At 61.9% G+C, this 13,431-nt stretch carries 13 protein-coding genes; all 13 read left to right on the forward strand.

What is annotated here, in order from left to right; translation table 11 throughout:
* The first annotated feature begins 11 nt into the window (after positions 1-11).
* A complete protein-coding gene (locus AC0NID_RS21570) occupies positions 12-839 on the forward strand; it encodes a cell envelope integrity EipB family protein (protein WP_473457949.1) in 828 nt (275 codons plus the stop codon).
* 122 nt (positions 840-961) lie between these two features.
* Positions 962-2,266 (forward strand): lysophospholipid acyltransferase family protein, encoded by a 1,305-nt coding sequence (locus tag AC0NID_RS21575; RefSeq protein WP_473457950.1) that lies wholly within the window; start codon positions 962-964, stop codon positions 2,264-2,266.
* 60 nt (positions 2,267-2,326) lie between these two features.
* Positions 2,327-2,605: a DUF4031 domain-containing protein gene (locus AC0NID_RS21580; protein WP_473457951.1), complete on the forward strand. Its 279-nt coding sequence runs from the start codon at positions 2,327-2,329 to the stop codon at positions 2,603-2,605.
* 215 nt (positions 2,606-2,820) lie between these two features.
* On the forward strand, positions 2,821-3,618 hold the full coding sequence (gene rpsB, locus AC0NID_RS21585) for a 30S ribosomal protein S2 (RefSeq protein ID WP_473457953.1): 798 nt from the start codon (positions 2,821-2,823) through the stop codon (positions 3,616-3,618).
* 114 nt (positions 3,619-3,732) lie between these two features.
* Positions 3,733-4,656 carry a translation elongation factor Ts gene (tsf, locus tag AC0NID_RS21590; protein WP_473457955.1) on the forward strand — a complete coding sequence of 308 codons (924 nt, stop codon included), beginning with the start codon at positions 3,733-3,735 and terminating at the stop codon, positions 4,654-4,656.
* A gap of 316 nt (positions 4,657-4,972) precedes the next feature.
* Positions 4,973-5,695, forward strand: a complete 723-nt coding sequence (gene pyrH, locus AC0NID_RS21595) for a UMP kinase (protein ID WP_145712790.1) — start codon at positions 4,973-4,975, stop codon at positions 5,693-5,695.
* 109 nt (positions 5,696-5,804) lie between these two features.
* On the forward strand, positions 5,805-6,359 hold the full coding sequence (gene frr, locus AC0NID_RS21600) for a ribosome recycling factor (protein WP_473457956.1): 555 nt from the start codon (positions 5,805-5,807) through the stop codon (positions 6,357-6,359).
* 28 nt (positions 6,360-6,387) lie between these two features.
* Complete coding sequence (locus AC0NID_RS21605) at positions 6,388-7,119, forward strand: isoprenyl transferase (protein WP_474033326.1); 732 nt, start codon at positions 6,388-6,390, stop codon at positions 7,117-7,119.
* Positions 7,116-7,961, forward strand: coding sequence for a phosphatidate cytidylyltransferase (locus AC0NID_RS21610; RefSeq protein ID WP_473457957.1), 846 nt, complete (start codon positions 7,116-7,118; stop codon positions 7,959-7,961). Before AC0NID_RS21605 ends, AC0NID_RS21610 begins: the two co-directional genes overlap by 4 nt.
* Before the next feature lie 133 nt (positions 7,962-8,094).
* Positions 8,095-9,237 (forward strand): RIP metalloprotease RseP, encoded by a 1,143-nt coding sequence (gene rseP, locus AC0NID_RS21615; protein WP_473457958.1) that lies wholly within the window; start codon positions 8,095-8,097, stop codon positions 9,235-9,237.
* Positions 9,238-9,454: 217 nt separating this feature from the next.
* Positions 9,455-11,827 carry an outer membrane protein assembly factor BamA gene (gene bamA / locus AC0NID_RS21620; protein ID WP_473457960.1) on the forward strand — a complete coding sequence of 791 codons (2,373 nt, stop codon included), beginning with the start codon at positions 9,455-9,457 and terminating at the stop codon, positions 11,825-11,827.
* Between the two features lie 76 nt (positions 11,828-11,903).
* The gene (gene lpxD, locus AC0NID_RS21625; RefSeq protein ID WP_473457961.1) at positions 11,904-12,962 is read left to right on the forward strand and encodes a UDP-3-O-(3-hydroxymyristoyl)glucosamine N-acyltransferase; all 1,059 of its coding nucleotides are present in this window, start codon (positions 11,904-11,906) and stop codon (positions 12,960-12,962) included.
* Entirely contained in the window at positions 12,955-13,419 is a 465-nt protein-coding gene (gene fabZ / locus AC0NID_RS21630; RefSeq protein ID WP_473458028.1) for a 3-hydroxyacyl-ACP dehydratase FabZ, read from the forward strand. The genes lpxD and fabZ overlap by 8 nt, the downstream gene beginning before the upstream one ends.
* Positions 13,420-13,431 lie beyond the last annotated feature (12 nt).

Below are 13,431 nucleotides of genomic sequence, written 5' to 3' on the forward strand. Positions count from 1 at the left end.
CGGAGCCACCCATGAGCGCGACGCGCCTCGCATTCCACGCTGTCCTGCTGCCAGCGCTTTTCGCGGCGGCTCCTGCTTTGGCCGTGCCGACGCTGCAGGCGCATCGCGCCGTCTATGACCTCAGCCTGGACAAGGCCTCTGATCGCTCCGGCATCGCCGGCATCACCGGCCGCATGGTCTACGAGTTCAACGGCTCGCCTTGCGAAGGCTACACGGTGAAGTTCCGGTTCGTCACCCAGATCGTCACCAACGACAATACAAGGCTGACCGATCAGCAAACGACCACTTTCGAGGATGCCGAAGGCAAGACCTTTTCGTTCGTAACAAAATCCTTCGTCGACCAGAACCTCGAAAAGGAGGTCAAGGGCACCGCGACGAAGGAGGCGAAGGGCCTCAAGGTCGATATCGACAAGCCGGAGAAGAGCAGCCTCGAATTGGCGGCCACCCAGTTTCCGACCCAGCATCTGGTCGAACTGATCGACAAGGCCGAAAAGGGCGAAAATTTCTATGAAACCAACCTGTTCGACGGCTCGGAAGATGCCAACAAGGTGATGACCACCACCGTCGTCGTCGGCAAGAAAACCAATGCCGACAAGACCGACCCGGAAGCGTCGGCACTGGCGAAACTCGCCACCGACCAATATTGGCCGGTCGACATCGCCTACTTCGACGACACCGACAAGTCAGGCGAGGAGGTGCCCGAATACCGGATCAGCTTCAAGCTGCATGAGAACGGCCTCACGCGCGACCTCGTCATGGACTACAACGACTTCTCGATGACCGGCAAGCTGGTCAATCTGTCGTTGTTCGATCAGCCGAAAACCTGTCCGTCGAAATAGGGTTTCGGCTGCCGCCAAACCACTGCTTGAGTTGACTACGCGCCGCAGGGCGGCAAACGACTTGAACACGCCGCAATCGCGTCTCACCTTTTCCGCCGGCGTCAGTCCAGCGGGGGAGCAGGGTGAGCAGAATCGATGTGTTCGTGGCGCCGAGGCCAAATCCGGCGCTGATCAGAATCATGACGATCGTCAACCGCATTGTCATGCTGCACGGCGTTCCCGGGTTGCGTGACCTGTTGCCGTTCAACCGCCTCGCCGGATTGCGCGGCGTCGCCAATGTCCGCCATATCGACTTTCCCGTCGACGACCGGCAGCGGCTGAAGGCCTGTTGCGGCGCAGGCAAGGCGACGTTCATCGCGCCCAACCATCCGGAATTTTTCACCGACTGGATGATCGACAAGGAGATCGTCTCGAGGGTAAGCCCGCTTGCGGCATCCTGGGCCACGCATGGCGTCGTCAACGGCCTCGGCCGGATCATGCAGAAATTCTGGCTGGCAAACAATCTGATCGCCCAGATTCCCGGCAACAGCGCTGCGGCCAAGGAACATTCGGTCGCCTGGGCGCTCAAAGGGCATGGTGTGCTCCTGCATCCCGAAGGCGGCGTCGGCTGGCATGCCAATGTCGTCGGCCCGCTTCTTCCGGGGGCGGTCGAGATGGGGTTCGAGGCGCTCAAGCGTGGTCGCGCCACGGATCAGGATTTCATGGCGTGGATCGCCCCGGTTGTCTGGAAGCTCGCTTTCACCAAAAATGTCGAGACGGCGCTGGCGCAGGAATGCGCCTATGTCGAGAAAAGCCTGAATATCGAACGCCGTGCTGTCGATACGCTGCCGGAGCGTGTTCACCACATCTACGCAACGCTGCTGTCGCGCGATGAGGTTGCGTGCGGCATGGCGCCCGACGAGCAGGCTTCGTATGCCGCGCGTCAGAGGCAACTGCTGCTCGAACTGAGCCGGCGCCTCGGGGAGCGTATTTCGGCCGATCCCGGTGCCAATGAGATCGCGGAGCTTTTGCGCCAGTCGCGTCGCTGGCTGCGGGACAATACGGGCAACGCCGAAGGACAAAAGCAGGTTCGCGCACTGGCGGACACGATCCAGCGTCTCCAGCGCATCGGGCCGTGGGCCTCGACCAACCCGCGCATCACGCAGGAGGAGATCGCCGAGCATCTGAAGCGCATTCGCAACGACTATTGCAAGGGCAAGCTGCGCGACACGATCAACTGCTTCGTGCCGCAACCGGCTGGGCCGCGCCGCGCCCACATCCGGGTGCCGGAGCCCTTGGGATTGCACGCCTATGACGGCTCGATCGAAGACGCACTTGCGGAATTGCATCGCCGCATGCAGGACACCGTCACCGCAATCGTTGCCGACGTCGAGGCCGGCGGCGGCTTCATTTTCTATCCGAATCCCTTCTATCATCGCGACGCCTGATCAAGGCAGCCCGGTTCGGCACAAGATGTCGGCGCAAGATGAAGGAGTACGGCAAGCCCCATGGCGGTCTATGTCGACGCGGCGATCTGGAAATGGGTCGGCCACCGCTGGTGTCATCTGCTGGCCGACGATACCGAAGAGCTGCACCGTTTTGCAGCACAGCTCGGCGTCAAGCGCTCGTCCTATCAGGGGCCGCCGAAGACATCGGCGCCGCACTATGACATAACCGGCTTCGAGCGCGACCGCGCGGTGCGGCTAGGCGCCGTCGAATGCAGCCGTGAGGAAATCGTTGCTGTTTTCCGACGTGTCCGCGTGCCGAAGGGGAAGATACTGCCGTGATACCGGTACGCTGATCACCACACGCCTGAGCCGCAAGACGCCGCGGCGCTGTCGGCGCTTGCGTTTGTCGCCCATCCCCTCTATATGCGCGCTCATTCCACACACGGACTTTGGTGTCTGCCCGGGAGAAATCCGGCTGAAACCTCCGGTGGCGTTCGAGGACAAAGTCCAAAAATGCCTGTGTCCGTGGAGGCTAACCGGAAAGGAACTTGAGAATGGCTCTGCCTGATTTCAGCATGCGCCAGCTTTTGGAAGCTGGCATTCACTTCGGCCACCAGACCCATCGCTGGAACCCGAAGATGGCGCCCTACATCTATGGCGCCCGCAACAACATCCACATCATCGACCTCTCGCAGACGGTGCCGCTGCTGCACCAGGCGTTGAAGCAGGTTTCCGACACTGTCGCCAAGGGGGGCCGCGTGCTGTTCGTCGGCACCAAGCGCCAGGCGTCCGACATTGTCGCCGACGCCGCGCAGCGCTCGGCCCAGTACTATGTCAACTCCCGCTGGCTCGGCGGCATGCTGACCAACTGGAAGACGATCTCGAATTCCATCCAGCGCCTTCGCAAGCTCGACGAGATGCTGGCCGGCGAGGCCCAGGGGCTCACCAAGAAGGAGCGCCTCAACCTCGATCGCGAGCGCGAGAAGCTCGACAAGGCGCTGGGCGGGATCAAGGACATGGGCTCGACACCCGATCTGATGTTCGTGATCGACACCAACAAGGAAGCGATCGCCATCCTCGAGGCAAAGCGTCTCGGCATCCCGGTCGTCGCCATCATCGATTCCAACTGCGACCCGGACAAGATCGATTTCCCGATCCCGGGCAATGACGACGCGGCCCGTGCCATTCAGCTCTATTGCGACCTGATCGCCAAGGCGGCCATCGACGGCATCGCTCGCCAGCAGGGCGCGCTCGGCGTCGACGTGGGTGCTGCGGTAGAGGCTCCGGTCGAGCCGGCACTCGATACGACCCCGGCCGTCGAGACACCGGCTGCCGAGACACCGGAAGCGTAACAGCGAGGCCGGTTTCGGCCTTCATCTTCTCATATTTTGGTGCGCTAAGCGCTGGCGCCAGGCGCATCACCGAGTCGGTGGTGCGTTGGTGCATTTTAAGACAAAGAGGCGACAATGAGCATTTCGGCTGCACAGGTCAAAGAACTCCGCGACTTGACCGGCGCGGGCATGATGGACTGCAAGGCGGCGTTGAACGAAACCAACGGCAACATGGAAGAGGCCGTCGACTGGCTGCGCAAGAAGGGCATTTCGAAGGCCGACAAGAAGGCCGGCCGCACCGCGGCCGAGGGTCTCATCGGCGTTGACTCCGGTGTCCGTGAGGCAGCGATCGTCGAGGTCAATTCCGAGACCGACTTCGTTGCCCGCAACGCGGCCTTTCAGGAGATTGTCGCCAACGTCGCCAAAGTCGCGCTCGCTTATGGCGGCAAGACCGAGGCCGTCGCAGCCGCTCCGTATCCGGGTTCGGACAAGTCGGTCACCGACACCATCAAGGACGCTGTCGGCACGATCGGCGAGAATCTTGGCTTCCGCCGTTCGGCCAAGCTCGCTGTTGAGCACGGCGCAGTCGCAACCTACGTCCACAACGCGGTTGCCGACGGCCTTGGCAAACTCGGCGTGCTGGTCGCCATCGAGACGTCGGGCAATGCGCAGGCCGCCAACGCCTTCGCCCGTCAGGTCGCCATGCATGTTGCCGCCACCAACCCGATGGCGCTGACGACGGAACAACTCGATCCGGCTGCGGTCGAGCGCGAGAAGGCGATCTTCGCCGACCAGGCACGCCAGTCCGGCAAGCCGGAAGCGATCATCGAGAAGATGGTCGAGGGTCGTCTGCGTAAGTTCTACGAAGAGGTCGTGCTGCTCAAGCAGTCTTTCGTGCTCAATCCCGACATCACCGTCGAGAAAGCGCTGAAGGATGCCGAGACAGAGATCGGCGCACCGGCCAAGATCACTGCCTATCTGCGCTTCGCGCTCGGCGAGGGCATCGAGAAGGAAGAGACCGATTTCGCGGCGGAAGTCGCGGCGGCGGTCAAGAAGTAAGCTGCCAGCACGGCAGCCTACGGCTCTCCATCACCGTAAGATTTAACGGCCGGGCGTCCGCGAGGATGCCCGGCCGATTTCTTGTGCGTTATCGACGAAGGCCAGGCATGCGACGACAAGCCGTCCAATTCGCTACCTGATCTGCTCATGCAAGGTGCTTTTGCCGGCGCAGGCTAAGGACTGGAAGAGCGTTCTACGGCTCGGGCGCCGCGTGACATCGAGGCGCCCTTCGTGTATCGGAACGCCAATGTCTTGGGGCAGCGCCTGCACGAGGGCAGCCGCCCCGAACGCTCACACGCTTAATGATGAGGACCAGATGACGGTGAAGCCCCTCTACCGACGTGTCTTGCTGAAAGCGTCGGGCGAAGCGCTGATGGGTGAACAGCATTTCGGCATCGACGTGTCGGTCGTCGACCGCATCGCCGCCGATATCGCCGAGGCTCGCGCGATGGGCATTGAGGTCGGGGTCGTCATCGGCGGCGGCAACATCTTTCGCGGCGTCGCCGTTGCATCGAAGGGCGGAGACCGTGTCACCGGCGACCACATGGGCATGCTCGCCACGATCATCAACTCGCTGGCGCTGCGCACCTCGCTAAACAAGATCGGCGTTGACGCGGTGGTGCTGTCGGCAATCGCCATGCCTGAGCTTTGCGAGAGCTTTTCGCAGCGCCAGGCGACCGCCTATATGAACCAGGGCAAGGTCGTCATCTTCGCCGGCGGCACCGGCAATCCGTTCTTCACCACCGATTCGGCGGCAGCGCTTCGCGCGGCGGAAATCGGCGCCGATGCGCTGTTCAAGGGCACCCAGGTCGACGGCGTCTATTCGGCCGATCCCAAGAAGGAGCCGAACGCGACGCGTTTCGAACGCATCAGCCATGCCGAAGTCATAGAACGAGGCCTTTCGATCATGGACACGGCTGCGATTGCACTTGCGCGGGAAAACAACATTCCGATAATCGTCTATTCGATCCACGAGAGCGGCGGGTTCGGCGATATTCTGAGGGGCGGCGGCCGTTGCACGGTCGTCGCGGACGATTGATCGGGAGCCCGATCCCGAAAGGCGGGAGCCGGTTTTCTGGATTGAGGGCTCGAACACGGGACTTACCCCCGAAACAGTGAACCCGGGCCAACGGGTCGAGGAGATGACGATGAGTGGCGAATACGATGATCTCCAGCGGCGCATGGACGGGGCGATAGCCGCGTTCAAGCACGATCTGGCTTCGCTGCGGACTGGCCGTGCCTCGAGCAACCTGCTCGACGCGATCCAGGTGCAAGCCTATGGCACCACCATGCCGATCAACCAGGTGGCAAACGTATCAGTGCCGGAGCCGCGCATGATTTCGGTTTCGGTCTGGGACAAGTCGATGGTCGGCGCGGTCGATCGCGCCATCCGTGAATCCAATCTCGGCTTCAATCCGATCGTGGACGGCACCAATCTCAGAATTCCGCTGCCCGAGCTCAACGAACAGCGCCGCAAGGAGCTGGTCAAGATCTCGCACGGTTATGCCGAGAATGCGCGTGTGGCGGTGCGCCACGTGCGCCGGGACGGCATGGACTTTCTCAAAAAAGCGGAAAAGGACGGCGATATCAGCGAGGACGACCATCGCAAGCGGTCCGACCAGGTACAGAAGCTCACCGACGAGATGATCGGCACCATCGACCATCTGCTTTCTGATAAGGAAGCTGAAATCATGCAGGTTTAGGGTCGGTGTCCGATCCGAAAGCGAAACTATGACAAGCCCTGCGCATGTCGCGATCATCATGGACGGAAACGGACGCTGGGCCAAGGCGCGGGGCCTGCCGCGGCTTGCCGGCCATCGTGCCGGCGTCGAGGCGCTGCGCAACACGGTGCGCGCCGCGCCTGGCCTCGGCATCTCCTTCCTGACCGTCTACGCCTTCTCGTCGGAAAACTGGTCGCGGCCGAAGTCCGAAGTCAGCGACCTGATGGGCCTGTTGAAACTCTTTATCCGCCGCGATCTCGCCGAACTGCACCAGAACGGCGTACGGGTCCGGATCATCGGCGACAGGGCAGGGCTGCAGCCTGACATCAGGACCATGCTCGAAGAGGCCGAAACGCTGACCGTTCGCAACGAGGCGCTGACGCTGGTCATCGCTTTCAACTATGGCGGACGCGACGAGATCGTGCGCACGGCGCGCAAGCTCGCCTCGGCCGTGGCGCGCGGCGAGCTCGACAGCGAGGCGATCACGGCCGAGTCCTTCGCCGGCGCTCTCGATACCCAGGGCATTCCGGACCCGGAGCTGGTCATCCGCACCAGCGGCGAGCTCAGGCTGTCGAATTTCCTTCTGTGGCAGGCGGCCTATAGCGAGCTTGTCTTCCTGCCTTGCTACTGGCCCGATTTCAGCCGCGAGCATTTGGCCGACGCATTGCGCGATTTCGCCAGCCGCGAGCGCCGTTTCGGCGGGCTTGGCGCTCAAGATGTCGCCGTGACGGCCAAGGGATGAGCAATCTCCAGCTTCGCGTCATTTCTGCCGTGGTGCTTGCTGTCTTCACGCTTGGCCTGACCTGGCTGGGCGGACTGCCCTTCCGGCTGCTTTGCGCAGCCATGACGATCCTGATCTTCTACGAATGGACGCGAATGTGCCGCCCGGTCCCCGCCACCGGTCTTGGTTTTCTACCGGAGGCGCTGCTTCTGGTCTTCGTCGGCGCCTTGATCGCCGGCCTGCCGGCGCCCTGGCTGCTGTTGCTTGTGGCAGTGCTGGTCGTCGTCACGGTGGTGGCGGCTTCGATGCGCCAGACCTCGATGCGCCATGCCTCGATGCGCCAGACGGGGCAATGGGACGCGTCCGGCCTGGCCTATGCCGCCGTTTCCGGCCTGTCACTTGCTCTTTTGCGCGACGGCGACCATCCCGGCCTCGTCGCCATCCTCTTCCTGTTCGCCGTGGTCTGGGCGACCGACATATCGGCCTATTTCGTCGGCCGCGCTGTCGGCGGTCCGAAACTGGCGCCGTCGATCTCGCCCGGCAAGACGCAGAGCGGGGCACTGGGCGGCGCCGTCGGCGGCGTGGTCGCCGGGCTGCTCTTGGCCGCCGCGGCCGGAGCCGGCAATCTTGCAGTGCTTGGCGTCGTTGCGCTCGTGCTTTCGATCGTCGCCCAGGCCGGCGACCTTTTCGAATCATGGGTGAAGCGCCGCCACGACCGCAAGGATTCGGGCACGCTGATACCTGGGCATGGCGGCGTCATGGACCGGGTCGACGGGCTTGTCGCGGCGGCTTTCGCCCTGTACGTCATCGGCTGGATTTCGGCGAGCGCCGAGCATCCGGCACAGGGGCTGTTTCCAGCTTGATCGGCATAGTTTCTTGGGCGGGCCAGGATGCGTCATGGATTCGCCTGGATTGATGTCACAGTCGCGGCACAATCATTGCTGCGGAAGTCTGGTTGCGGAAGAAACGTGCTGCGAATGAATTTGAGGGCATGAATTGAACGGAATTCTTCAATCGGTTTTCAGCACGGACGGCTTTTTGCTCGGCACGCTGGTGCCTTTCCTGTTCGTGCTGACCGTGGTGGTATTCGTCCACGAGATGGGCCATTACCTCGTCGGCCGCTGGTGCGGCATCGGCGTGAAAGTCTTTTCGATCGGCTTCGGGCCGGAACTCTTCGGCTTCAATGACAGCCACGGGACGCGCTGGAAACTCTGCGCCATACCGCTCGGCGGTTACGTCAAATTCGTTGGCGACATGAACGCCACCTCGAGCCAGCCCAACTCGGAGGAGATTGAAAAGCTGACCGATGCCGAACGCAAGATCGCTTTTCACACGCAGCCGGTCTGGAAGCGCGCGGCGACCGTGGTGGCCGGGCCACTGTTCAACTTCCTGCTGACGATCGCCGTCTTTGCGGTGCTGTTTTCCGCCTACGGCCGGCCCGTCCTGGAGCCAATGGTGGCTGAAGTCACCGCCGGTAGTCCTGCGGCCAGGGCCGGCATCCTGCCCGGCGACCGATTCGTCAGCGTCGACGGCCGCAAGGTCCAGACCTTCTCCGACGTCCAGCGCCTGGTTTCGGGCCGCGGCGGAGATATCATCACCTTCGTCATGCTGCGCGAGGGCAAGGAGATCACCGTTACGGCAACGCCGGAACTGATGGAGCAGCAAGATGGGTTGGGCAACAAGGTCAAGGTGGCCGTAATCGGCGTCGTCAACAACCAGGAATTGGGTCAGCCCAGGCTGATCACCTACAGCCCGGTCGGAGCGGTAGGGGCGGCGGTCGAGGAGACGGGATACATCATTCAGCGCACCGGTCAGTTCCTGCAGCGTTTCGTCGTCGGTCGCGAAGACAAATGCCAGCTGGGCGGTCCAATCAAGATCGCAAAGATGTCGGGGCAGGCGGCAAAGCTGGGCTTCGAGTGGCTTGTGCAACTCGTTGCCTTGCTGTCGGTCGGGATCGGTATTCTCAACCTTTTGCCGATTCCCCCCCTCGACGGCGGCCATCTCCTGTTCTACGGCGTGGAGGCCGTCATCCGGCGACCGGTGTCGGAACGGATGATGGAAATGGGCTATAGAGCCGGCCTGCTTCTCGTCTTGGGCTTCATGGGGTTTGTTTTCTGGAACGATCTGTTTGGGTGCTGAAATCATGAAGAAATTTGGCTTCGAAACACCCAACGTTGAGACGCCGTTTACCATGCGCGGGGATATGCGTGACGCGAAAGCCACGCAACAGAGTTAAGTAAATACAAATTAACCAGGAGCCTTGCGTGTAGGGAAAATCCGGTTAATACGGTAGGGGAAATTACCGCACGTCCGGTTTTCTCGCCGTGGGGACTTCGAGAAAAGGTACAAAAGCCCGATGAAGGCAACATCCAAGTTTCTGAGCGCCGCGTCCGCGGTGGCCCTGTCCGCCGCCCTGGTCGTGCCAGGCGCGCTCGCAGTACAATTCGTTGCCACATCGGCGGCCGAGGCCGCTGTTGTTTCAAGAGTTGAAGTCAGCGGCAATCAGCGTGTCGACGCCGACACGATCCGCAACTATGTCACGATCAAGCCCGGCAAGGCCTTTTCCAGCTCCGATGTCGACGATGCGGTCAAGGCGCTGTTCGGCACCGGACTGTTCTCGGACGTCCAGGTCAACCAGGTCGGTTCGACGCTGGTCATCAAGGTTTCCGAATATCAGGTCGTCAACCAGGTGCTGTTCCAGGGCAACAAGAAGCTCAAGGACAACGCTCTCACGGCTGCGGTCCAGTTGAAGCCGCGTGGAACGTTCTCGCAGCAGGCGCTCGACGCCGATGTCGAGGCGGTCAAGGCCGCCTACAGGCGTATCGGCCGCGACGACGCCGCCGTGACCACCCAGATCATGGACCTCGGCGACAACCGCGTGAACGTGGTCTTCAACATCAACGAAGGCGGTCGCACTCAGATCGCCGCGGTCAATTTCGTCGGCAACAGCGCCTATTCGAGCCGTCGTCTGTCCGACGTCATCTCCACCAAGCGCTCGTCCGTCCTTTCGTTCGTGCTGCGTGATGACGTCTATGACGAAGACAAGCTGCGCGCCGACCAGGAGCTGCTGCGCCGTTTCTACTACAATCACGGCTATGCCGACTTCCAGGTGATTTCGGCGGTCGGCGAACTCGACGAAACCACGAACAAATACACGGTGACCATCACCGTGCAGGAGGGCGACCGCTACACATTCGGCGACGTCAGCGTGGAGAGCACGATTCCGGAGGTCGACGGCGCGTCGCTGCAGTCGGCGGTCGAGACCCACAAGGGCGATGTCTACAACGCCAAGAACGTCGAGGACACCATCATCGCGCTGACCGAGAGGGTCGCCGGTTCCGGGTATGCTTTCGCCCAGGTGACGCCGCGCGGCGACCGCAATTTCGAGAACCACACCATTTCGGTTGTCTATACGATCGACCAGGGCACCAAGGCCTATGTCGAGCGCATCGAGATTCGCGGCAACGACCGGACCCGCGACTATGTCATTCGCCGCGAATTCGACGTGAGCGAGGGTGATGCCTTCAACCAGGTACTCATCCAGCGCGCGAAGAAGCGGCTGGAAGCGCTCGATTATTTTGAAAAAGTCGAGGTTTCGACCGTGCCCGGCTCCGAGCCGGATCAGGTCGTGCTCGTGGTCGACGTGGTCGAGAAATCGACCGGCGAGTTCTCGGTCGGCGCCGGCTATTCGACCGGCGGCGACACGGCGGGCCCGTCCGTCGAAGGATCGATCACCGAGCGCAACTTCCTCGGGCGCGGCCAGTTCATCAGGCTATCGGCGGGCGGCGGCAAGAATTCGCGCGACTATGCGTTCTCCTTCACCGAGCCCTATTTCCTCGGGCGCCGTATTGCCGCCGGCTTCGACGTCTTCCACCGGACCAGGCAATACGACGAATACGAGAGCGAGACGACGGGCGCGACGGTGCGCTTCGGGCTGCCGATCACCGACAACATCTCGACGCAGCTGGCGTATAATATCTCGCAAGAGAAGTACAGGCTCGACGATGATTGCGATGATGACAATGATGGCATCCCTGACGCCGACTGCGACATCTCTCGGGCAATCGTTCAGGGTATTGACGAGAGCCCGTGGCTCAAGTCGTCGGTCAGCCTCGGCCTGGTCTACAACACCATCGACGACATGAAGAACCCGCATGAAGGTATTTACGCAAACGTCGTCACGGAGGTGGCTGGCCTCGGCGGCGATGCCGAATTCGTCAAGGTGACAGCGCGCGGCAGTGTCTACCAGACCCTGTCGGAACAGCTCGATCTGGTTGGTCTGATTTCGGGCGGCGCCGGCCACGTCCAAGGTTACGGCAGCGGCGACCTGCGGATTTTCGATCATTTTCAGAGCAGCGACCGCATGATCCGCGGCTTCGCGTATGGCGGCATCGGTCCCGTCGACAGCGACGACGCTGGCGACCATCTCGGCGGCACCACCTATTTTAATGCCTCGGCGGAAGCCCAGTTCCCAATGCCGGTCATTCCGGAGAGCTTCGGCCTGCGTGGTGCGGTCTTCGCCGATGCGGCAACGCTCTATGGCAGCAAGGTTCAGAAAGACTTTGTCGACCAGTCGACGGTAGACATGCAATGGCGCGCTTCGGTTGGTGTCGGTCTGATGTGGGCGTCGCCCTTTGGCCCGATCCGCATCGACTATGCGGTTCCGGTTCTCAAGGAAGACACCGACGACGTGCAGGAATTCAACTTCGGCATATCGACCCGCTTCTGATCGGCGGGCTACGATGCTTCCGGGCCATTGTGGTCCGGAAGAAAGTGATCCGACCTAGCTGGATATTGCTTCTGGAATGACCGATCCGGTGTTCTTCGCGCCATCACGCCGGTATACGGCTGGCGAAGTCGCGAATCTGACCGGCTCGGTGCTTGTCGATTCCGGCCAGTCCGATATATCGATCGAAGCCTTGGCACCGGCAAGCGAAGGCGGCGAGCATGCGCTTGTCTTCGTCGATGGCAGACGCAACTTCGCACTGATGCAGTCGCTGCGGGCAGCGGCGGTTCTCTGCCCCGCCGAGTTTGCCGGCAAGGCCCCGGCGGGGATTGCCGTTCTGGTCCATCCGCGCCCGCAACAGGCTTTCGCGATGGTCGGACGCCTTCTTTTCCCGGCGGCTGCGACACCGGCGCCGCTGACCGGTGAAACCGGCGTCTCGCCGCATGCGCATATCGATCCATCAGCGCATATCGAGCCCGGCGCCATCGTAGAGGCCGGCGCGGTCATCGGTCCCCGCGCTTCTGTCGGCAGCGGAACCGTCATTGCTCCTCATGCCGTTATCGGCCCTTCCTGCCAGTTCGGCCGCGACGGTTATGTCGGTCCGGGTGCCAGCATCCAGTACGCTCTGATCGGCAACCGCGTCATCGTCCATGGTGGCGCCCGCATCGGTCAGGACGGTTTTGGCTTCGTGGCCGGTGCCAAGGGCCCGGAACGCGTTCCGCAAATCGGCCGGGTCATTATCCAGGACAATGTCGAGATCGGCTCGAACACCACGGTCGATCGTGGCGCCATGTCCGACACGATCATCGGTCAAGGCACCAAGATCGACAATCTGGTGCAGATCGCTCATAACGTCCGCATAGGCCGCAATTGCATAATCGCCGGCCTTTCGGGTATCTCCGGTTCCGTAACGGTGGGCGACAACGTCACCATGGGTGGCGGTGTCGGCCTTGCCGATCATCTGACCATCGGGACGGGGGCCAAGCTTGCCGCAAGAAGTGGGTTCATGAGCAACGTCCCCGCAGGCGAAATTTGGGGAGGGTATCCGGCACAGCCGATGGCGGAAGCCATGCGGGAGATCGCGGCTTTGCGAAGACTGGCCAGGGCGCGGAAATCGAGCAACGGGGGAAATAGCTGAGATGGCGGCGACGACGCTCGAAGCGGTCGACATATTGGGACTGATGAAGCTCCTGCCGCATCGCTACCCGTTCCTGATGATCGACCGCATCATCGATATCGATGGTGACGAGTCCGCTATCGGCATCAAGAACGTGACCATAAACGAGCCGCATTTTCAGGGTCATTTCCCGGATCAGCCGGTCATGCCCGGCGTGCTGATCGTCGAGGCGATGGCGCAGACGGCGGGCGCCATCTGCATCCGAAGCCTTGGCACCGAAAAACCGTCGCTGGTCTATTTCCTGACCATTGACAACGCTAAATTCCGTAGGCCGGTCGTTCCGGGCGATCAGTTGAAAATCCATGTCAAGAAAATCAAGAAACGCGGCAACCTTCTCAAATTCGCCTGCGAGGCTCTGGTCGACGGCGTCAAGGCCGCGGAAGCGGAGATCTCGGCGATGATGGTGGCGAGCGCCTGACGATCGAATGCT

The organism is Mesorhizobium sp. WSM4821 (assembly GCF_055901555.1).

What these genes read in the sequence shown, in the direction of transcription:
- AC0NID_RS21610 (WP_473457957.1), top strand. Translation starts at nt 7,116, where the DNA reads ATGAGCAATCTCCAGCTTCGCGTCATTTCTGCCGTGGTGCTTGCTGTC.
- rpsB (WP_473457953.1), top strand. Translation starts at nt 2,821, where the DNA reads ATGGCTCTGCCTGATTTCAGCATGCGCCAGCTTTTGGAAGCTGGCATT.
- tsf (WP_473457955.1), top strand. Translation starts at nt 3,733, where the DNA reads ATGAGCATTTCGGCTGCACAGGTCAAAGAACTCCGCGACTTGACCGGC.
- AC0NID_RS21580 (WP_473457951.1), top strand. Translation starts at nt 2,327, where the DNA reads ATGGCGGTCTATGTCGACGCGGCGATCTGGAAATGGGTCGGCCACCGC.
- AC0NID_RS21605 (WP_474033326.1), top strand. Translation starts at nt 6,388, where the DNA reads ATGACAAGCCCTGCGCATGTCGCGATCATCATGGACGGAAACGGACGC.
- frr (WP_473457956.1), top strand. Translation starts at nt 5,805, where the DNA reads ATGAGTGGCGAATACGATGATCTCCAGCGGCGCATGGACGGGGCGATA.
- pyrH (WP_145712790.1), top strand. Translation starts at nt 4,973, where the DNA reads ATGACGGTGAAGCCCCTCTACCGACGTGTCTTGCTGAAAGCGTCGGGC.
- bamA (WP_473457960.1), top strand. Translation starts at nt 9,455, where the DNA reads ATGAAGGCAACATCCAAGTTTCTGAGCGCCGCGTCCGCGGTGGCCCTG.
- lpxD (WP_473457961.1), top strand. Translation starts at nt 11,904, where the DNA reads ATGACCGATCCGGTGTTCTTCGCGCCATCACGCCGGTATACGGCTGGC.
- AC0NID_RS21570 (WP_473457949.1), top strand. Translation starts at nt 12, where the DNA reads ATGAGCGCGACGCGCCTCGCATTCCACGCTGTCCTGCTGCCAGCGCTT.